Origin of the sequence: Panacibacter microcysteis (assembly GCF_015831355.1) — a bacterium.
Classification (GTDB): domain Bacteria; phylum Bacteroidota; class Bacteroidia; order Chitinophagales; family Chitinophagaceae; genus Panacibacter; species Panacibacter microcysteis.
On sequence record NZ_JADWYR010000001.1, the window covers coordinates 835218 to 854336 of the forward strand.

The 19119-nt window shown below is 40.8% G+C and carries 19 protein-coding genes; 7 read left to right on the plus strand and 12 right to left on the minus strand.

Annotated features, from left to right (window positions below; all coding sequences use genetic code 11):
• Positions 1-4: 4 nt before the first annotated feature.
• The 3 genes from I5907_RS03405 to I5907_RS03415 are packed head-to-tail and all read right to left on the minus strand — an operon-like array spanning position 5 to position 1825.
• The gene (locus I5907_RS03405) at positions 5-787 is read right to left on the minus strand and encodes a sensor histidine kinase (protein WP_196989320.1); all 783 of its coding nucleotides are present in this window, start codon (positions 785-787) and stop codon (positions 5-7) included.
• Entirely contained in the window at positions 751-1407 is a 657-nt protein-coding gene (locus I5907_RS03410) for a hypothetical protein (RefSeq protein WP_196989321.1), read from the minus strand. The genes I5907_RS03405 and I5907_RS03410 overlap by 37 nt, the downstream gene beginning before the upstream one ends.
• Before the next feature lie 52 nt (positions 1408-1459).
• The gene (locus I5907_RS03415) at positions 1460-1825 is read right to left on the minus strand and encodes a hypothetical protein (RefSeq protein ID WP_196989322.1); all 366 of its coding nucleotides are present in this window, start codon (positions 1823-1825) and stop codon (positions 1460-1462) included.
• Between the two features lie 216 nt (positions 1826-2041).
• On the opposite strand from I5907_RS03415, the gene I5907_RS03420 reads away from it, so the two are divergent.
• From I5907_RS03420 to I5907_RS03430, 3 genes are all read left to right on the plus strand, one after another.
• Entirely contained in the window at positions 2042-3298 is a 1257-nt protein-coding gene (locus I5907_RS03420; RefSeq protein ID WP_196989323.1) for a pyridoxal phosphate-dependent aminotransferase, read from the plus strand.
• Positions 3299-3521: 223 nt separating this feature from the next.
• A complete protein-coding gene (locus I5907_RS03425) occupies positions 3522-4013 on the plus strand; it encodes a DUF937 domain-containing protein (protein ID WP_196989324.1) in 492 nt (163 codons plus the stop codon).
• Between the two features lie 269 nt (positions 4014-4282).
• Entirely contained in the window at positions 4283-5035 is a 753-nt protein-coding gene (locus tag I5907_RS03430) for a porin family protein (protein ID WP_196989325.1), read from the plus strand.
• A 237-nt stretch (positions 5036-5272) separates the two neighbouring features.
• On the opposite strand, the gene I5907_RS03435 is transcribed toward I5907_RS03430, so the two are convergent.
• On the minus strand, positions 5273-5698 hold the full coding sequence (locus I5907_RS03435; protein ID WP_196989326.1) for a VanZ family protein: 426 nt from the start codon (positions 5696-5698) through the stop codon (positions 5273-5275).
• A gap of 281 nt (positions 5699-5979) precedes the next feature.
• Here I5907_RS03435 and I5907_RS03440 point away from each other — a divergent pair, with 281 nt between their 5' ends.
• The 4 genes from I5907_RS03440 to I5907_RS03455 all read left to right on the plus strand — a co-directional run bounded on the left by I5907_RS03440 (position 5980) and on the right by I5907_RS03455 (position 11377).
• On the plus strand, positions 5980-7365 hold the full coding sequence (locus I5907_RS03440; RefSeq protein WP_196989327.1) for an ammonium transporter: 1386 nt from the start codon (positions 5980-5982) through the stop codon (positions 7363-7365).
• 370 nt (positions 7366-7735) lie between these two features.
• A complete protein-coding gene (locus tag I5907_RS03445; protein WP_196989328.1) occupies positions 7736-8797 on the plus strand; it encodes an outer membrane beta-barrel protein in 1062 nt (353 codons plus the stop codon).
• Between the two features lie 64 nt (positions 8798-8861).
• A complete protein-coding gene (locus I5907_RS03450; protein WP_196989329.1) occupies positions 8862-10178 on the plus strand; it encodes an ammonium transporter in 1317 nt (438 codons plus the stop codon).
• Between the two features lie 290 nt (positions 10179-10468).
• Positions 10469-11377, plus strand: coding sequence for a YegS/Rv2252/BmrU family lipid kinase (locus tag I5907_RS03455; protein WP_196989330.1), 909 nt, complete (start codon positions 10469-10471; stop codon positions 11375-11377).
• Between the two features lie 20 nt (positions 11378-11397).
• On the opposite strand, the gene paaE is transcribed toward I5907_RS03455, so the two are convergent.
• From paaE to I5907_RS03495, 8 genes are all read right to left on the minus strand, one after another.
• Positions 11398-12474, minus strand: a complete 1077-nt coding sequence (gene paaE, locus I5907_RS03460) for a 1,2-phenylacetyl-CoA epoxidase subunit PaaE (RefSeq protein ID WP_196989331.1) — start codon at positions 12472-12474, stop codon at positions 11398-11400.
• Positions 12475-12637: 163 nt separating this feature from the next.
• Complete coding sequence (locus I5907_RS03465) at positions 12638-13228, minus strand: TetR/AcrR family transcriptional regulator (RefSeq protein ID WP_196989332.1); 591 nt, start codon at positions 13226-13228, stop codon at positions 12638-12640.
• Between the two features lie 133 nt (positions 13229-13361).
• Positions 13362-13694: a c-type cytochrome gene (locus I5907_RS03470; RefSeq protein WP_196989333.1), complete on the minus strand. Its 333-nt coding sequence runs from the start codon at positions 13692-13694 to the stop codon at positions 13362-13364.
• Positions 13695-13696: 2 nt separating this feature from the next.
• The gene (locus tag I5907_RS03475; RefSeq protein WP_196989334.1) at positions 13697-14791 is read right to left on the minus strand and encodes a molybdopterin-dependent oxidoreductase; all 1095 of its coding nucleotides are present in this window, start codon (positions 14789-14791) and stop codon (positions 13697-13699) included.
• 166 nt (positions 14792-14957) lie between these two features.
• Positions 14958-15350, minus strand: a complete 393-nt coding sequence (locus I5907_RS03480) for a response regulator (RefSeq protein ID WP_196989335.1) — start codon at positions 15348-15350, stop codon at positions 14958-14960.
• Positions 15337-17709: a PAS domain S-box protein gene (locus I5907_RS03485; RefSeq protein ID WP_196989336.1), complete on the minus strand. Its 2373-nt coding sequence runs from the start codon at positions 17707-17709 to the stop codon at positions 15337-15339. The genes I5907_RS03480 and I5907_RS03485 overlap by 14 nt, the downstream gene beginning before the upstream one ends.
• Before the next feature lie 280 nt (positions 17710-17989).
• A complete protein-coding gene (locus I5907_RS03490; RefSeq protein WP_196989337.1) occupies positions 17990-18307 on the minus strand; it encodes a heavy metal-binding domain-containing protein in 318 nt (105 codons plus the stop codon).
• A 13-nt stretch (positions 18308-18320) separates the two neighbouring features.
• Complete coding sequence (locus I5907_RS03495) at positions 18321-18926, minus strand: DNA-3-methyladenine glycosylase family protein (protein ID WP_196989338.1); 606 nt, start codon at positions 18924-18926, stop codon at positions 18321-18323.
• Between the last annotated feature and the right edge of the window lie 193 nt (positions 18927-19119).

Sequence of the window (19119 nt, forward strand, 5' to 3'; positions counted from 1 at the left end):
AGGATTAACTGTTATTAATATGCAGTTGTATAGCAGTTCCTTTACCGGTTGCTGATTGTATATCGAGCGTTGCATGCATAAGCTTACATCGTTGCTCCATACTTTTCAGCCCGATGCCGGTTTTGGTTCCCTGCAAAGTTGCAACATCGAATCCAATACCATCATCTTTTATTTCAATAAATGTTTGCCCTGTATGCTGGCGCATGGTAACTACAATTTTAGAAGCCTTTGCATGCTTCAATGCATTGTGCAGCATTTCCTGTATCATACGAAAAACAATGACAGACTTGTTAGGTTCTACGTTGATCTCAGACTCATCTGCTATCAGTTCGGTTTTGAGCTTTGACACACGTTGCAGGATGAATAGTTCGTGGCGCGTTGCATTTACCAGGCCAATGTCTGATATTTTCTCCGGGTGCAGGCTTTTACTAAGATCGCGCAGGTCGTTAATGGCTTTTCCCAACAGCTCTTCTGTGAGCAAAATCTTGTCTGTTGCATTATCGTGTGGAATGGTATTGAGATTGAGCTTTGCAAGGCTCAATACCTGGCCAATATTGTCGTGTATTTCCTGGCTGATGTTGCGAAACGTTTGCTCCTGTATTTCTATTTGCGATTGTAAAATCGTTTGTTCAAACTGTACTTTAAGATCGAGCATTTGCTTTTGGTGCAGGATTTTTCTACGCTGCGATTGTATAAAGAAGAGGTAGAAAAAAAACAGGAAAAACAGAATGATGGCGCAGCCAGCAATGATCAGGTTGATGATATAGAACGGCGGCGTTTGTAACATAAAAGGCCTATTGTAATAAAAACAAAACGAATAATACTTGAAGATAACGGAACAAGCCATATTCTGTTTGCATCATCACGGTAATTGTTTACCTGCAGGTATTTATAGGCAACAAAGCCAAAAATACTTAAGGCACAAGATACAAGAAATGCACTGCTAATCCAGAAATTTGGCAGGCGCTGAAAGTATAATACATCTTCGCTTTTTGATATCTCGAAAAGACTGTACATGGACAACAGCAATATTATAAGATTGGCTACTACTGATGAATTGCTGTTGAAAACAGCCAGCGGTTCAAAGATTACAATATTGATGTACCAGAAAATCGTGTACCCACCGAGTATAAGCCAATACAAAACAATTGACTTCTTCAGTAAGCATCTGATAAAATAATACCCGAGCAAAGCAATCTCGAAAAGGGAAAAGAAATGATAAAAATACATGTTGTTTATACCCTTATCTGCAAGCAGGTTGGTAACAAGGAACACAACAAAACAGACAGATAAATAGGCTACCAGCAGGTACTCTTTTTTGTCCATGAAGGATATAAAAAAAAGTGATGCCAGCAATGCTAACAGCGGCATATATGTATCAGAATAATTTAGAAACCAATCAGCCATGTTCATTTATTGCACATTGAAAAAATTATGGCAGAACATGTCTGCCATAATGCTAAGAATTAAGAAAGTTCGCACTACTGCACATCGTAGGGCATGGTCTTGTTTTGCCAATCAACGGTGTGCTGCCTGTCGGCACCGTCATCGTCAGATCATAATCGTTGTACTGGTCAGTACCCGCTTTTTGAACGGCTACAAAATAAACGGTGGGTACCATCTGGCCTTCAATGGTGTCGGCACCAATGTAGGCACGTAAACCATCCAGTTGTGTTACACCGCCTGCCTGGTCGATCAGTTCTTTAATGTCGTCTTTACTGATCATGAAAGAATACTTAGCAGCAGATTTTGCATTAGGTGTTAAACCTTGCACATAACTTCTGAATGCCTGTACCTTGTTTTTTACTTCTTGCCAGGTTGCCATAAAATAACATTTGAGGGGTTAATAAATAATAGATAATGGTATTATGCAAAATAAAGTGGTATACAAACATCCATAAACGTGAAAAATCACATATGCGTATGTGATTTTTCACACCAGGGGCAAACAGCATTACACCATTTTACTGATATTATCATTTTATCTTTCATTTAAACACATGCTACCGTACTTTTGCACGGCAATAATTCCTTCGACGCTATGACTAAATTAAGCCGGCTAGCCGAAACCCTTATAGGTTCTGAAATTGTGAAACTTGGAAATGCGATCAACGAAAGAAAAAGACAGGGCGAAAAGATTTACAACTTTACTATCGGAGATTTTGATCCAAACGTCTTTCCTATTCCGCAGGAACTGGAAAACCTTATAGTGGATGCTTACAGAAGTCATTATACCAATTACCCGCCTGCAGATGGCGTATTTGAATTAAGGAATGCCGTAAAGCAATTCATCAACAGGTATCAGCACCAGGATTTTGAGCTTAATGAAATACTCATTGCTTCCGGTGGCAGACCACTTATTTACACGCTGTTTAAAACAGTGGCAGACCCGGGCGATAAGGTTATTTATGCCGTTCCATCCTGGAATAATAACCACTACACCAGTATGAATGGTGCAGAGCATTGCCTGATAGATGCTACGCCAGAAAACAACTTCATGCCCCGTGCAGAAGATATTGCAAAACACATAAAAGGTGCTGCGCTGATCTGTTTATGCACACCGCAAAACCCAACAGGCACAACACTTCAAAAAGAAGAACTCGAAAAAATCTGTGACCTTATTATAGCAGAAAACGCCAGTCGCGGGCCGGGGGAGAAAAAGCTTTACCTTATGTTTGACCAGATGTATTGTATGCTTACTTATGGTAAAACGGTACACTACAACCCGCTCGAATTAAGGCCTGCCATAAAACCTTATACCATTTTTATCGATGGCATTTCAAAGGTTTTTGCAGCTACAGGCGTACGTGTGGGCTGGGCACTGGGGCCGTCGCATGTTATTGCCAAAATGAAAGCATTGCTAAGCCACGTAGGTGCGTGGGCGCCAATGGCAGAGCAAAAAGCGGTAGCCGCTTACCTTTTACAAACTACAGCCGTAGACGCTTATCTTACGCAGTTCAGGGCCGCCCTGGAAGAGCGCCTTATAAAAATCTACGAAGGCTTTATAACCCTGAGGGAAAAAGGATATGCTGTAGATGCAATTGCACCACAGGCAGCCATATACCTAACCATAAAAATTGACCTCACCGGCAAAAAGCATGGCACCCATGTATTACAAACACAGCATGATGTAACAGATTATATTTTGAATGAGGCAAAACTTGCTGTGGTGCCCTTCTACGCCTTCGGTGCAGAAAACAATTCTCCATGGTACAGGTTAAGTGTGGGCACATGCCGCCTGGAAGAAATAGAACCTGTTTTCGAAAAGCTGGATGCCGCACTCGCAAAACTGCAATAAATCTTTTTGTTACCAGGCTGTTGTTTATGATGGCATCGCCTGTTGCGTCGCACTCTTCAACTGTTAAGCATTATTGGGCAAACGCGAAGACCTGTGCGCAGGCTAAGCGTTAAAAATGCGGCTGGTAACAACCTGGCGCTGCAGATGATCAATATTTGTTATAATGTCCGCTGCTATAAGTATCTTACCAGTTATAATTACCTAACCACAAAAATGAATTGCTATGCTGGAAAATTTAATCAATCTTGTAAAAGAAAACGCCGGTGACAGTATTATTAATAACCCCGCCATTCCAAATGAAAGAAATGATGAAGCGGTAGGGCTGGCCTCCTCTTCTATTCTCGATACTTTAAAAGGAGCAATAGCCGGTGGTAATATTAATGATGTAGTTGGAATGTTTACCAATGGAAACAATGCCGGCTCATCGCCTCTTGCTGAAAACATGAAGGGTGGCTTTGTACAAAACCTGATGGAAAAGTTTGGTCTTGACAGTGCGCAGGCTGCCAACATTGCCAACAATCTTATTCCCAACATACTGGGCAAATTTGTACATAAAACAAATGACCCGAATGATAATAGTTTTGACCTGCAGGATATTTTACAAAAAGTTTCCGGTGGTTCGGCCGGTGGTTTAAATATACAGGACGTCTTATCAAAATTCAACAATGGAAAAGACGGCGGAATTATGGATACAGTAAAAGGCTTCTTTAATTAAGCTCATTATTTCTACGTAAACAACGCCGGAAAATTCCGGCTTTTTTGTGTGGCATTTTTTACATGGCCGGTACAATTTTCCACTTTCAACTCAAATCCTAGAAACACGCTTTTGTAAACCTGCCCGAACCGGGACAGATGCCATAAAAGTGGAACGTTGAACCGAGCGTGGCAACAGGTGATGCCACAGGTTGTACCGCCGGCTACATAAATATCTTTCTACATTCAACAGGGTGTTTGATTAACTTTAGTAACAAAACTGAACAGTTAATGAAACACTTTTTAACTGGTTTGCTTGCATGTCTTTTCTTTTGTTCTGTTGCGTGCGCACAATCTGTATGGGTGGGTGTTAAAGGAGGTGTAAGCATACCAAATTTAAAATCATCGTCTTCTAACCCGGTTAGCAGGGGCTGGTCTTCTATACAGGGTCCGTATTTTGGCGTTGTTGCGGCGTATAAGCTATCCAACTTTTTCTACCTGCAAACGGAATTGAATTATGCATCTCAGGGCGGCAAAAAAAGTGGTTTACAGGCTATTTCGAGCAAACCTTATACATCATTCTTCCCACCTGGTACTGATGTGCCTAAATATTTTTATGCGGTGTTCAGTAATGAAGTACACCTCAATTACCTGGAGTTACCTGTACTTATTAAACTGGAATACGCTTTAAACAATCAATTCGGACTGTTTGTAAACGGCGGGCCATATGTTGGATACCTGCTGAGTGCAAAAAATCTCTCATCAGGCAAAAGCAATGTGTATTTTGATGAACAACTTACACAGCCGGCATTGCCGGCACCTGCAGATTTTGCCGCAACCACAAATGTGATCAACGATATCAACAGGTTTAATGTTGGCGTGCAGGGAGGTTTGGGTGTAAGCCTGAAACTGAAAAATGATAGCAAGTTTTTTTTGACAGCAGGTGGGAATTATGGCTTTAGACCAATTCAGAAAGATGAAGCCAATGGGCAAAGCAATACCGGTGCAGCAACGGTAATCCTTGGTTATATGCTTGGTTTTTGAAGTAAAAACGATTAACAAGAATTCGACTTTTACTTAACATTTTCTTATTAAACTTTGACTGAAATTTGCATCTATAAATAACACGGGACAGGAAATAAAAACGGGGCGATTAGGAGATACTTAACAAATAGATTTTATTTCTGGCATCCGGTTTGTAAAATGTAACAATAGAAACTTAGTCAATTTTCTCATAAGCAGTTAGTTTTGGTTGCGGCCCCTGTTTCCACAGGGGCCTATTTATTTTTTATCCCTCTTATAAAAAATCGTTGTAACCACCGCACCCGTTAATGCACCAGCCGTATCTGCAATCATATCAGTAATATCAAAACTTCTTGTGGGAGCGATGTGTTTTTGTACGTACTCCATGGCAACACCATATAAAACTGACAAAATAATAATCACGGTCAAAAACACATTTCTGTTCACCTGCGTGTTCAGCGGCAGTGCCCATAAAAAAACCAATATTGCAAAAAGACCTGTATGAATCCATTTATCAAAAAATAGTATCTCGAACCATTCATTGGCAGGAATATCAGACCCGGGCATTATAAGCAAAATAAATATTACAAATACCCACATTATTCCCGGTAAAAATTTTGTTACGGCAACTTTCATATAGGCAAAACTAAAGAAAGGGCCACTAAAAAGCAGCCCTTTATTCATCTTAAAAAACCCCGCTATTTTGAAGTACGTTAATGCTGCCTTATATACGGAAAACCATAACCAATGGTTTTACATTAATTTTAATAATATATTATTAATTTAGATATATGTTGTTTTGTTTCCCTTTCCCCTCTCTAATCTAATTGTCTTTAGAATTTATCCACACAAATACCATATTATATAAAAATATTTGAGTGATTTTCGCCATCTATTGAATAAAAATGTATTTTTATACCACTATTTGTTATATTATAATTTTCTTAATTTGAAATTCCCTCTAAATGAAAAAAATCAGCTTTAAACAAATTGCGCCATTCCTCGTACTTGTTGTAGTGGCAATCGGAAGCATTTTTGTTCCCTCGTTTTCAGCTTATGACGACAAAGGCACCTATAGTGCAGCAGATACGGCCTGGCTAATAGTAGCCACCGCGCTTGTGTTCTTAATGACTCCCGGTCTTGCATTCTTTTACGGAGGCATGGTGCACAGAAAAAATGTGCTCTCGACTATGATCAAAAGCCTGATTGCCGCTGGTATCGTGAGTGTTATATGGGTAGTGGTAGGTTACAGTTTATGCTTTGGTTCAGACATAGGCGGCTTCATTGGCAACCCAGCTGATCACTTTTTCTTTAAAGGAATTGCATCGGGCGCCCCATGGACTTTTGCGCCAACAATCCCGCTAACTCTTTTTGCATTGTTCCAGTTAATGTTCGCAATCATTACACCGGGACTGGTAGTTGGTGCAGTTGCAGAAAGAATACGCTTTACAGCTTACGTGTTATTCAGTGTTTTGTTTTGTATTCTTGTATACGCGCCGTTAGCGCATTGGTCATGGCACCCGGAAGGTTTTCTGGCAAAGATGGGCGCTCTTGACTTTGCAGGCGGAACAGTTGTGCATATTTCTGCCGGCTGCGCAGCACTTGCCGGTGCAATGGTTTTAAAACGCAGAAAGGTTCACATGGCACAGGAAGAGATACCACCTGCCAATATACCTTACGTACTTATAGGAACAGGTCTTCTTTGGTTTGGCTGGTTTGGTTTTAATGCAGGATCTGCCGTTGCGGCAAATGCCCTTTCGGTTTCGGCTTTTGCCACTACTAATACCGCTGCCGCTGCTGCAGGTTTATCCTGGATGTTTTTTGATGTAATGAAAGGTAAAAAACCTTCTGTGTTGGGTTTTTGTATTGGGGCAGTTGTAGGCCTGGTTGCTATTACTCCCGCTGCTGGTTTTGTAGCAATTCCGCAAAGCATCTTTATTGGTGTGGTTGCAGCCATCATTTCAAACGTTGCTGTGTACGTTAAATCTAAATCCAAGCTTGATGATACATTGGATGTGTTCCCATGCCACGGTATTGGCGGCATTGTAGGTATGTTAATGACAGGATTGTTTGCTACTAAAAGCGTAAACCCTGCGGGCAATGACGGATTATTCTATGGAAATCCCGCTTTCTTTTTTACGCAATTAAAAGCAATGCTTATTGCGGTTTCTTACAGCTTTGTTGTTTCTTACCTGATATTTAAATTTATCAACTTCATTTTACCACTCCGGGTAAGTGAGGAAGAAGAAGAAGCAGGCCTTGATGCGAGCCAGCATAATGAGAAATATTTGCAAGGCACACTGCTCGTAAATACAAACGGCACTATAACAGAAAAAACTGTAGAAGGCTAAAATATTTTTTAATTTTTCTAAGAAAAGGTATGCAAAGCATACCTTTTCTTATATATAATATATACTAATATTAAAAGTAATAACCTTATGCCTTAATAATTAATGATATAATCCGACAAAGGCGCAGAAATGTACACATTATAAAATAATTTATATATACTTCTCGAATAAAAATCAGTTCTTTTAGATATATTTGAATAATAAAAATTAACATTATAGATTTTCAACATAATTTGCCAATTGGTTGGAAATTATCAAAGACCGAAACTGACACCAAACCACCTGACGATTGCTTGAGATAGATGTGTAAGCATTTAACCATATGAAAATTCTTATGGCTCTATTTTGTTTAACGTTTAAATCAAGTTACATGCTAAGGAAAACTCTCTCCATTGCTTTTTTGATGTCAACTGCTGTACCCCTTTTTTCACAGGATTCTACAAGTACTGCCGAGCCGCCTTTAAAAATTTCTGGTTATGTGGATGCTTATTACCGCTACAATTTTAGCGATCCTAAAGAAAGTTTCAACACCGGTGGTACCAGCTTTACTAATTCGCAAAACTCTTTCCAGTTGGGCATGGCTTCTTTAAAAGCCGAATACAGCACGGGAAAAGTAAGTGTTGTTGCCGATCTCGGTTTCGGACCGAGAGCAAAAGAATTTTCTTATGCTGACCCTGATTACCTGGTACCCGTGAAACAGGCGTTTGTATCTTATGCTCCCTCAGAGGCTGTGAAGTTCACAATTGGTAAATGGTCTACGCATATTGGGTACGAACTGGTAGATCCCGCATTGAACAAAAATTACAGCATGTCTTATATGTTTTCTTACGGACCATTTACACATACAGGTATCAAAGCTGATTTCACGCTGGGCAAGGGTAACGGGTTAATGATCGGTATCGCAAACCCTACAGATGTAACCGCACCTTCGTCCGCCCCCACAAAAACATTGCTCGGGCAGTTTAGCCATGTAGGAGACAAATTCTCTGCTTATCTTAACTACCAGGGCTATTTTGGTGCGAAAGCAAGCTTACCGTCTGCATCCAACCTTAACCAGTTGGGGTTAACACTGATTGGAACATTGAGCGACAAATTCAGCATTGGGTATGATGGCACTATACAATCTGTAAAAAATGAGGAAGCAGATGAAACACAAAGCTGGTGGGGCTCCGCACTTTATTTCAATTTCATGCCTACAGATAAATTTGGCCTATGCTTACGCACTGAATACTTTGGCGATGAAAAATATGCCTTAAAAACAGGCGCCGATATTTTCCAAAGTACCCTGTCTGCCAATTTTAAAATCGGCAATCTTCTTATCATTCCCGAAATAAGGATCGATAACGCTTCCAAAGAAATATTTGAAAAAGGAGACGGTGGAAGCTCTAAAACAACTGCTACAGGAATACTTGCAGCTGTATTTACATTCTAACCCGCCTGTTGCATTCCTATGACTACTCAAGACCACCTTTTTTCGTAATTAAATCACACCTTTTATGAAAAGTACAAGTCCGGTCCCGTTTATTCTTCTGACTGTAATTTCTATTGCAGGAATATTCATACCGCTTACTGCGGATTTTGATGGGTCTAAAGTGTATAACATGGCAGACATATCATGGATGCTCATTTCATCAGCGCTGGTTTTATTAATGACGCCAGGTTTGTCTTTCTTCTATGGCGGCATGGTAAGCAAGAAAAATGTGATCTCTACGATGTTGCAAAGCTTTATTGCAACAGGTCTCATCAGTGTATTATGGGTTGTAATAGGTTTTAGCCTTGCATTCGGGTCCTCTATCGGTGGCTTTATCGGAAGTCCCTCTGAATTTTTTATGATGAAAGGGCTTAATGGTCACGAAGCCTGGAGCCTTGCCCCAAGCATCCCCATCCTTTTATTTGCCCTGTTTCAAATGAAGTTTGCCATTATCACACCAGCACTTGTGGTTGGTGCTACGGCAGAAAGAATAAGATTTACCTCGTATGTTCTTTTTATGATACTGTTTAGCCTGTTTATTTATTCCCCTCTGGCACACTGGACATGGCATCCCGACGGGATTTTGTTCAAAATGGGGGTACTGGATTTTGCAGGCGGAACAGTGGTGCACATCTCCGCCGGTTGTGCCGCACTTGCCGGAGCGCTGGTATTGAAAAGAAGAAAAGCGCATATGCTGAAAGAAGAGGTTAAACCTGCAAGAATACCTTATGTGTTATTAGGAACAGGCCTGCTTTGGTTTGGCTGGTTCGGCTTTAACGCTGGTTCTGCACTCGCTGCCAATAGCCTTGCAGTTACAGCCTTTGCCAATACAAATACCGCATCTGCAGCAGCAGGACTTGCCTGGATATTCTTTGACGCACTTAAAGGCAGAAAACCTTCTGCACTGGGCTTTTGCATAGGTGCTGTTGTAGGCCTCGTTGCTATTACGCCGGCGGCCGGTTTTGTCGGATTACCACAAAGTATTTTTATTGGCTTTATTGGTGCTATTTGTTCCAATATCGCAGTTTACTGGAAAGGCAAAACCACAATCGATGATACGCTGGATGTGTTCCCCTGTCATGGCATTGGTGGTATTGTTGGAATGATTCTTACGGGCGTCTTTGCAAATAAAAGCATCAATGCTGCAGGCAACGACGGGTTGCTGTATGGTGGTACAGAATTTTTCTTTCACCAGTTGCTCGGCTGCGTTATTGTGGTAGTGTTCGCTTTTGTAATGGGTTTAATTCTGTTCAAAGTGGTAGATATCATTCACCCACTTCGCGTAACTGACCAGGAAGAAGAAATTGGCCTCGACGTTTCACAACATGATGAAAAATTATAAAAAACCTGACCTCTGAAATCAAAGGCTGCCCCTTCGGGCAGCTTTTTTTTATTGAGTTGCCGGCATTTGGTTAGTATGGCATCGCCTGTTGTGTCACTCACTTGTACTGTATAACTTTTTTCAGCAGTGATAACCGGCCCTTGAAAAATTATGGTGGAAGCAAGAAATAAAGAAAAGGTATTATTTGGCAACCATTGTTAGAACATATATTCTGTCTTATGATCATGATGAACCCGAATAGCTTTACATTTGCGTCTTTCTAAACGAAGGCCGCCATTTTGTATACTTTTATGAAAAGAAACATAGTCTTTCTCTCTAACCCTATTTCTGGCGGTGCCAAAAAAGATAATGCCCTCAAACAAATTGAAGAAACCTGCAAACAACAGGCGATACAGTTTGAGATCCTGCCAACTGTGGCTTCGGGCAACTACGATTTTCTAAGAACAAAAATTCACGACGAAAAAGTTACTGATATTGTTATCATTGGCGGCGATGGCTCGGTGAACCAGGTAGTTCAATCCTTACACCAGGAAAAGGTTAAGTTTGGTATTATACCTTTTGGCAGTGGAAATGGTTTTGCCTTAGCTGCAGGTATTCCAAAAAATATTACCCGTGCTATCAATATCATACTGGAAGGGAACGCGTCGGTCGTAGATGCTTTCATGGTAAACGACCAGTTCTCCTGTATGCTCAGCGGTGTTGGCTTCGACGCTAAAGTGGCCCACGACTTTGCCACTAAAAGCAGCCGGGGTTTAATTACCTATACACAACAAAGCATTATCAATTTTTTTAAAGCACACCCTTACCAGTTTGAGGTGGCAGTAGATGGCTTTTCATTTTTTACAGAAGCGTTTTTTATCAGCGTTGCCAACGCCAACCAGTTTGGCAACAATGTAACCATTGCTCCAAAAGCCAGTTTAAACGATGGCATGCTCGATGTGGTTATTGTACAGAAAATGAACAAGGCTAAATTGCCATTCGCCATTTTAAAGCAATTAAGGGGCAATAATAAAATGCAGCAATTGGTGGAAGATATGAGCAAGAAAAACATACTTTACTTTCAAACAAACAAAATAACTATCAACAACATAAAACACGCGCCACTGCACATTGACGGAGAGCCAAAAGAAACGGCAGAAAAAATAACGTTCGAGGTAATCAGAGATTGCTTTGAACTCCTGCAACCTTCAACCAACTAATAGCCTATTGGCAAACTGGCTTATTTAATATCAAAGTCTATAACAACTTTCTCTGATACCGGGTGTGCCTGGCAGGTAAGAATATACCCTTCTTCCACTTCTTCCGGCTCCAGCCCCCAATGTACATCCATCGTTACCTCCCCTTCAAGCAACCTTGCTTTACATGTACAGCAAACGCCGCCTTTGCAACTGTACGGAAGGTCTGCACCTTGTTTTGCAGCTGCGTCCAATACTGTATCATCGCTGTTAAAAGGAATATCAAAGTTAAATGCAATACCATCCAGTTTTACTGTTACATGGCTTTTAGCACTATTATCTGTATTGGAATGCTGAACTTTTTTAGGCTTGTTACTGCCAGCAGTTGTAAACAATTCGAAATGTATTTTCTTTTGGTCTACACCCTGCTCCCGAAGGTAATCCCTCACACTAAATATCATTTCTTCCGGGCCACAGATAAAAAACTCATCTGCTTTAATATTAAGCAGTTTGCTAAAAAGCATGGCACATTTTGCTGCATCTATACGTCCGTAATTGATTTCTGCATCTGTTTTTTCCCGGCTTAGGTTATGTATCATCCTAAACCTGTTGATGTACCTGTTTTTTAAGGCCTCCAGTTCTTCTTTAAAAATAATGGAAGACCTGTTCCTGTTGCCATATACAAGTGTTACATTACTGTGTGGCTCCAGCAATAATACGCTTCTTACAATCGAAAGCACCGGCGTTATGCCGCTGCCTGCGGCAAAAAAGATATAAGATTTTTTATGTGCAGCATCCAGCTCTGTAAAAAAATGACCCATGGGTGGCATCAGTTCCAGCTCATCGCCAGGCTGTAAAGTTCCGTTGGCAAAAGAAGAAAATATACCATTATCAACTTTCTTTACGGCAACCTTCCATTCATTATCCAGTGGTGAACTGCACAATGAATAAGAGCGTCTAACTTCCTCTCCGTTTATAAAAGTACGCATGGCTATATGCTGGCCATGTTTGTATGCGAATTTTTCAGCCAGTGGCTGGGGTATATCAAATGTAATAGATACACAATCTTCTGTTTCCCGGTTTATTTTCTTTACACGTACCTTCTCAAAATGAACAGACATATGTTATTGCAGTTTGTATTATTTAGGGAATGACAGGAAAAATAAAGTACTGTTGCTGTTTGATGAGCAATGACTTTGCCCGGGGTGCTGCCCGTAGATATATAGTACAAGAGTGCGACGCAACGGAAGCTTAATGCTTTTGCTGCAGCCCGGTACAAAAAAATTACTTCTTTAAACCATCTATAAGTATGGTAACCATATTTTCTTCCAGCTCTTCACCACTTATTTTGTGTGTACTGCGGTGCCAGGATTCTATGCCACCGATTGCATGCAAAATAATAAGTACAGCAGTTGAGGCGTCAATCTTATTGATCTGCCCCTGCTCTATACCCTGTTGAATAATTGAAGCAAAACGTTTGCGGTAACTGCGGCGCTGGTTCTGGTAATTGGAGAAATATGGCTCAGAAAGATAACGCCATTCGCGGTCGTTTACATACACTTCTTCGAAGTTTTCGATCATCTGCTTTATGTGAAAGCGAATAAGCGCTTCGAGTTTTTGTATTGCCGGTTCGTTCGATGCTTCTACGGTAGAAATGTGATCGAAAAAAATGTTGGCAACATTAAAACAAATGTCGTGCAGCAGTTCGGCTTTAGAGCGAATGTGGTTGTAGAGGCTGGCAGCTTCAACACCAACTTTTACGGCGAGGTCTCGCATGCTGGCTGCCTTGTAACCTTTTTCGCGAAAGAGTTTTGCAGATGCTTTTAGAATTACTTCCTTGCGGGATACGTCTTTTTCAGTTTGTATTCTTGCCATGCAGCAAAAATAACATTCATTAGTAGAATTTTTGGTCTTTTATTTTATTTTGAAGCAGGCTTTCGCCTAAGTATTTGGCTGAAGTTGTGTCACTCACTTGTACGTCCGGTTCTTTATGCAGCATTGCACAACCTTACTTTCCTTTTACAGCCACCAGGTATTGCACAATTTCTTTGGCAGCAGAATCGCTTATGGGTGCGCCAAAAGTCTTTTGCATTTTGGTTACTATAGCTGCCCATGTTTTTTCAGGTAAAGCTGGCTGCATTTGTACATAACGGCCAGAATGGCAACTCATGCAATTAGCCTGGAAACTATTATAACCCGGTGCCTGCGGCATGACGGTTTGAAATGCATTAAGATCTGTAACTGCAGCAGCAGGCTTTTCAGCTTCATGCTGACTGTTACCTTTACAGGCAAACCATATTACTGATGCTAATACAAAAAAAACAAAGCTGGTTTTTTGCATGGCTACTGTACTTGAATGATTAAGGTTTCAATTTCGTTGCGCATATAACCGCTGCGGTTCCACTGGTGCTCCGGCTGCGTTTCACCATTAATGTTGGTAGCTTTAACCTTTAACGTGTAGTTGCCTTTCTGCAATGGCGTAAAGGCATAACGCCAGTGCCTCCATGCATATTTGCCAAGATTTTTTTCCAGCGTGGCTACATTCCACGTTTTGCCACCATCTGTTGAAATTTCTACCTTTTGAATACCATCTCCGCCATCAAAAGCCACACCCCTGATGTCGGTTGTTTTGCTGGCAGCAATAACATCGTTGGGTTCCGGGCTTACAAAAATGGAACGTACGTCCATTTTGTTGATAGGCTGCATATTTTTCGCCAGTGAATCGGGGCTTTCATTTCCATTCGCACGATCTTTTGGTATAAGGTATGCTTTCTTCATCCAAAATCCATTGAATGTATCGGTTAGTACATTAATATCGCTTAACATACCAACCCAGTACGTTGCGTACCAGCCGGGCACCACCAGTTTAAGCGGGTAACCGTTCAGCAAAGGCAATGCTTCGCCATTCATTTCATAGGCTACCATTACTTCACCATTATTTGCAAGATCAAACGGAAGAGATTTTACAAAATCAGGCGTAGAATCCATCGGCGGCCTGTCAAGGCCATTGAAGGAAATTTCTTTTGCGCCTGATTTTACTTTTGCCATCGCAAGAATGTCGCTCAATTTTACACCTGTCCATTTTGCATTACCCATCGCACCGTTTTTCCACTGGCCACCGGGCACACGGGGATCGAAAAAACTCCGTGAATTACCGGCACACTGGCATAAAGCGTTGATTGTATAAGGTGTAAATTTCGTTTTAAGGTCTTCAACTGATAAAGCAAGTTGCTGCATAACGTTACCGCCTATACGCAGACGGAAAGTATCCTTATCTATTGTTGCAGGCAGACCGGCAAGGTGCCAGCGTACAAAAAAAACATTGTTGGGCGTATAATCAAGCAGGAAATATTTTAGTGGCGTTTCAAGATTCGGTGGTCTGTCTGTAAGCAACAGCATGGAATCTTTACCGGCTGTTTTAACAAGCGTGTCTTTCATATCTGCGGTTGCAACATCTTCATTTGAATGCGGCTGCGTTGTACATGATGCCAGAAACAGGCAGGTTAAAAAGCTAAGTAAACTATCTTTTATTTGCATCGCGCTATAATTATCTGCATTGACAAGACTGATACAGCAAATGTATTGAGCCAGCGTAATAGTAAAGTTAATAAGATTCAATAATTGAATGCAGCATCTCAGGTGTAACAGGTTTTATAATGTAATTATTAACCTGCCCATACTGTTTTGCACGTTCAAAATCTGACGGGTTCTTGGAAGATGAAACAATATAGATCGTTATCGTTTTAGAAGACGGTATTTCAATGAAAGCATCCAGGAACTGCCAGCCATCCATAACAGGCATATTCAGGTCGAGCAGGATGATATCCGGTATGGCCTCCCCTGACATTAATATTGGCCTCAGGTGGTTAATTGCCTCTTCCCCGTTATGGAAAACCATAAAGCTGTTACAAAATTCTGTGAGCTGCATGAGTTTCTTTGTGGCAAAAACAAAAATGGGATCATCATCAATAATGCAGGCTACATCAATTTTTTTCATGAAAGTGTATTTTAAAGGTTGTGCCTTCACCCAGGGCACTTCCAGCTTCAATTTTTCCACCCATCGCCTCTACCTGGTTTTTGGTAATAAACAAACCCACCCCCCGTGCATCTTTGTTGCCATGGAATGTCTTATACATACCAAAAAGCTTTTCGCCGTTGCGTTTCATATCTATACCAATACCATTGTCTTCAATCGTTAATATAATATAATCATTTTCTCTCTTTGCGGAAAGTTTTACATAAGATTCTTTATTGTTGTCCCGGTATTTGATAGCATTGGTTAGAAAATTTAGCAATATACTATCCAGGTATGCAGGCACTGCAAAAACAGCAAGATTTCTGTCAACCTCGTTTAAACAATGTACTTCTTCGCGTATCAGCTGTGCCTGCACGTTGCTTTGTACTTTTTGTATAGCCTCGTAAAGATTGATCCGCTGTATCTCCTGGTTAATATTTGTATTTACAGCAACCACTTCATTCAGATGCGCCACTGTTTCGGTAAGATTATCAGATGCTTTTTTCAGCAGGCCAAATAATTCATTTCTTGCGGTCTGATCTTTCTCTGTCTCAAGAAAAGAAAGCAGCATGGAAAAATTGGTTGCATGAGACCGCAGGTTGTGCGAGACAATATGTGCAAAATTTGTAAGCCTGATGTTCTGTTCGCTGGTAACGTCTAAAAGATCTTTCAGCTTTTTCTCGTTGTTCTTGCGCTCAGTAATATCATAGCTTATACCCAACAAGCCTGTTATTTCACCATCGCTGTTTTTGAGCGGAATTTTAGATGTAAGAAAGCAATGTTCAGTACCATCATACTTCCTGCTAAAGGTTTCTTTGTCAAGCATTGCTTCCCCGGTTTCGAATACAGCTTTATCTTCCGCGATTGAAACAGCGGCAGATTCTGCCGGATATAGTTCATAATCGGTTTTGCCAATTACATCCATTTCATTCTGTACGCCCATATAACGCATCTCCTGCCTGTTTACCAATATCTTCCTTGATTGACGATCTTTGATAAAAATGTTTACAGGAATATTATCGATGATTGCTGCCAGCAATGTTCTTTCTTCGGCAATAATTTGTTCTGCTTCCTTCCTTGCGGTAATATCAGTTACCTGTGTAATAAAATGCAGGGGATGATTATACTGGTCTTTTACAACAGACCGTGACATGATAGCCCATACGATGTGCCCGTTCTTATGAACATACCGTTTTTCAAACTGGTAATGATCTTTATTGTTTTCAGACAACTCCCTTAAATAACGCAAATCAGTTTCAAGGTCGTCCGGGTGGGTTATGTCAGACATGCTCATCTGCAGCATCTCGTTCACGGAGTAACCAAGCATTTCGCAAAAGCTTTTATTTACTTTGAGCCATTTGCCGTCCGGAGCAAGCAGTGCCATACCGTTGGTTGCATGGTCGAAAGTTTTCCTGAACCTTTCTTCGCTTCGGGCCAGTTGAATTTCTTTTACTTTTTCGCTGTGTATGTCCTGGAAAACGCCATACATTCTAAACGGTTTGTTATTAACGAACTCAACTTTGCCTCTTGTTCGTACCCAGCGTTCATTGCCTCTGGCTGTTATAATTTTTAATACTTCATCAAAAGGTTTCCCGAATTCGATTGCATTGTCTACAACTTCCTTAATTTTTTCCCTGCTTTCACCGGCTTCGTAAAATTCGATTGCAGAGCGCAGATCGGGAACGAAATCAAATGATACTTCATGAATTTCTTTTGTTACATACGTCCAATCGAGCTTGTTTTTTTCAAAATCAACTTCCCATCCACCCACTTTGGCTACTTCGCTTGTTTGTGCAAAAAAATTCAACGTTTGCTGCAGCACGATCTTGCGTTCATCCAACTCTATATTTTTCTTCCGCAATTCCAACAGCCGCATCACCTGGTTTGAAAGAACACGCAAAACTTTTCGCTGTTCATCTGAAAGTTTTTTTGGCTTATGATCTATGATACAGATAGTACCCAGTGCATGGCCTTCACGATTTACCAGCGGAACCCCGGCATAAAAAATTACATGGGGGTCACCTGTTACAAGTGGGTTGTCTGCAAATCTTTCGTCTTGTCTCGAATCTTCTATTTCAAAAATCTCAGTGGGATAGTTAATTGCATGGGCACAAAATGAAATGTCACGAACTGTCTGATTATTCTCCAGGCCATAGTGAGATTTAAACCACTGCCTGTCTGCATCGATGAAAGTGATCGTTGAGACCGATGTATTGCAGATGTAAGCTGCAAGTGCTGTAATGTCATCAAAATCCTTTTCGGGAATAGTATCCAGTATTGAATACTCTTTGATTGCCTGCAATCTTGCGTTTTCGTCAGAAGGCAAATCCGGTTTTTTCATGTATTGAAGTTTTGATAACGCTACCGTGATGTTTATAGCGACAAAAGTATACAGAAGCGAACTATATAAAACTGCATAAAACCTTAATTTCTTCTATATTACGAGTTTCGTTAAACTCATTTCGTTCATCCATTAAACAAATGAGCAGACCAGTGACCCACCGCAGGTTACAGTGTAGAATTTTCACTACAATAAATTGTACAGCCAATCAATTTATATGAGCAGCCTTTACAAAAAAAAGCCGGCAATTTTTGCCGGCTTTAGATGAACCCTTTCAGCACTAAATTTTGACCGCGGTACCGGTGGCTATAACCATTAACATACTGCCATTGCTGCCCACTGTTTCAAAATCGAGGTCTATGCCAATAACAGCGTTGGCGCCCATTTGCATGGCTTTCTGCTCCAGTTCTTTCAATGCGCTTGCCCTCGCTTCTTCGATTACCCTTTCGTAAGTACCGCTACGGCCACCAACGATATCTCTTATGCCTGCAAAAAGATCTTTGAAAATATTGGCGCCAATAATTGTTTCTGCAGTTACAATACCAACGTATTGTTGTACAGGTCTGCCTTCAATGTTGTTTGTTGTTGTAAGTAACATGTTGTGTTTATTTTTATGTAACAGGTTTTTTGTCTTTCCACTTCCACAGGTAAAGGCATGCATATGTTCTGTAAGGGCTCCACTTGGCCGATATCTTCAATATCTTTTCACGCAGGGCTTTTTTATCGACAGTTCTTAGTTTGTACAACTTTACCATTGCATTTTGTAAACCCAGGTCATCAACTGCGTAAACATCTTCCCGGCCAAGTGTAAACATCAATAGCATTTCAACCGTCCACCTACCAACTCCTTTTATTTGTGTAAGTGATGCAATGATCTCTTCATTGGTCATTGCCGCCAGCTTCTTATCGGTTATTTTATGCTCAATGCAAAATCTTGCAACGTTGTGCACATAAGAAACTTTAGCGTTGGATAATCCTACTGCCCTCAGCGTTTCTGCCGGTGTATTCATTACCTGTTTTGCTGTAGGCTCTTTGCCCTTATATATGTCGAGAAAGCGCCGATATATTACATCTGCCACCTTTGTATTTAATTGTTGACTCATAATACCTGCCATAAGGTGCAGGGCAATGTTTTTACGAAGCTTTAGCTGATGATAGGGCGCCGATATGAGCAAGGCGAGTTTTTTATCTTTTTGTAAGTGTGCAACATGTTCCATAATTAAACAAGTTAATTCAAATACTTCCCTGGTTTATGATGATGTGTGGTAATTTTTGCGCAGGTGCGACTGTTGATGCTACCTGTTCTGCAGCTGAAAGGATTGCGACGCAACAGGCGATGCCATAAAAAACAGGTGTTTGTACCAAAAAAATGGCGTTTATCAGGGGATGATTACACAGTTGTTAAAAAAG

Excerpts from the sequence above, each read along its gene's own strand:
- I5907_RS03480 (WP_196989335.1), bottom strand. The coding sequence starts at position 15,350 with ATGAAAAAAATTGATGTAGCCTGCATTATTGATGATGATCCCATTTTT.
- I5907_RS03440 (WP_196989327.1), top strand. The coding sequence starts at position 5,980 with ATGAAAAAAATCAGCTTTAAACAAATTGCGCCATTCCTCGTACTTGTT.
- I5907_RS03475 (WP_196989334.1), bottom strand. The coding sequence starts at position 14,791 with ATGAAAGACACGCTTGTTAAAACAGCCGGTAAAGATTCCATGCTGTTG.
- I5907_RS03430 (WP_196989325.1), top strand. The coding sequence starts at position 4,283 with ATGAAACACTTTTTAACTGGTTTGCTTGCATGTCTTTTCTTTTGTTCT.
- I5907_RS03410 (WP_196989321.1), bottom strand. The coding sequence starts at position 1,407 with ATGGCTGATTGGTTTCTAAATTATTCTGATACATATATGCCGCTGTTA.
- paaE (WP_196989331.1), bottom strand. The coding sequence starts at position 12,474 with ATGTCTGTTCATTTTGAGAAGGTACGTGTAAAGAAAATAAACCGGGAA.
- I5907_RS03495 (WP_196989338.1), bottom strand. The coding sequence starts at position 18,926 with ATGGAACATGTTGCACACTTACAAAAAGATAAAAAACTCGCCTTGCTC.
- I5907_RS03415 (WP_196989322.1), bottom strand. The coding sequence starts at position 1,825 with ATGGCAACCTGGCAAGAAGTAAAAAACAAGGTACAGGCATTCAGAAGT.
- I5907_RS03425 (WP_196989324.1), top strand. The coding sequence starts at position 3,522 with ATGCTGGAAAATTTAATCAATCTTGTAAAAGAAAACGCCGGTGACAGT.
- I5907_RS03450 (WP_196989329.1), top strand. The coding sequence starts at position 8,862 with ATGAAAAGTACAAGTCCGGTCCCGTTTATTCTTCTGACTGTAATTTCT.
- I5907_RS03420 (WP_196989323.1), top strand. The coding sequence starts at position 2,042 with ATGACTAAATTAAGCCGGCTAGCCGAAACCCTTATAGGTTCTGAAATT.
- I5907_RS03485 (WP_196989336.1), bottom strand. The coding sequence starts at position 17,709 with ATGAAAAAACCGGATTTGCCTTCTGACGAAAACGCAAGATTGCAGGCA.
- I5907_RS03455 (WP_196989330.1), top strand. The coding sequence starts at position 10,469 with ATGAAAAGAAACATAGTCTTTCTCTCTAACCCTATTTCTGGCGGTGCC.
- I5907_RS03470 (WP_196989333.1), bottom strand. The coding sequence starts at position 13,694 with ATGCAAAAAACCAGCTTTGTTTTTTTTGTATTAGCATCAGTAATATGG.
- I5907_RS03445 (WP_196989328.1), top strand. The coding sequence starts at position 7,736 with ATGCTAAGGAAAACTCTCTCCATTGCTTTTTTGATGTCAACTGCTGTA.
- I5907_RS03405 (WP_196989320.1), bottom strand. The coding sequence starts at position 787 with ATGTTACAAACGCCGCCGTTCTATATCATCAACCTGATCATTGCTGGC.
- I5907_RS03490 (WP_196989337.1), bottom strand. The coding sequence starts at position 18,307 with ATGTTACTTACAACAACAAACAACATTGAAGGCAGACCTGTACAACAA.
- I5907_RS03465 (WP_196989332.1), bottom strand. The coding sequence starts at position 13,228 with ATGGCAAGAATACAAACTGAAAAAGACGTATCCCGCAAGGAAGTAATT.
- I5907_RS03435 (WP_196989326.1), bottom strand. The coding sequence starts at position 5,698 with ATGAATAAAGGGCTGCTTTTTAGTGGCCCTTTCTTTAGTTTTGCCTAT.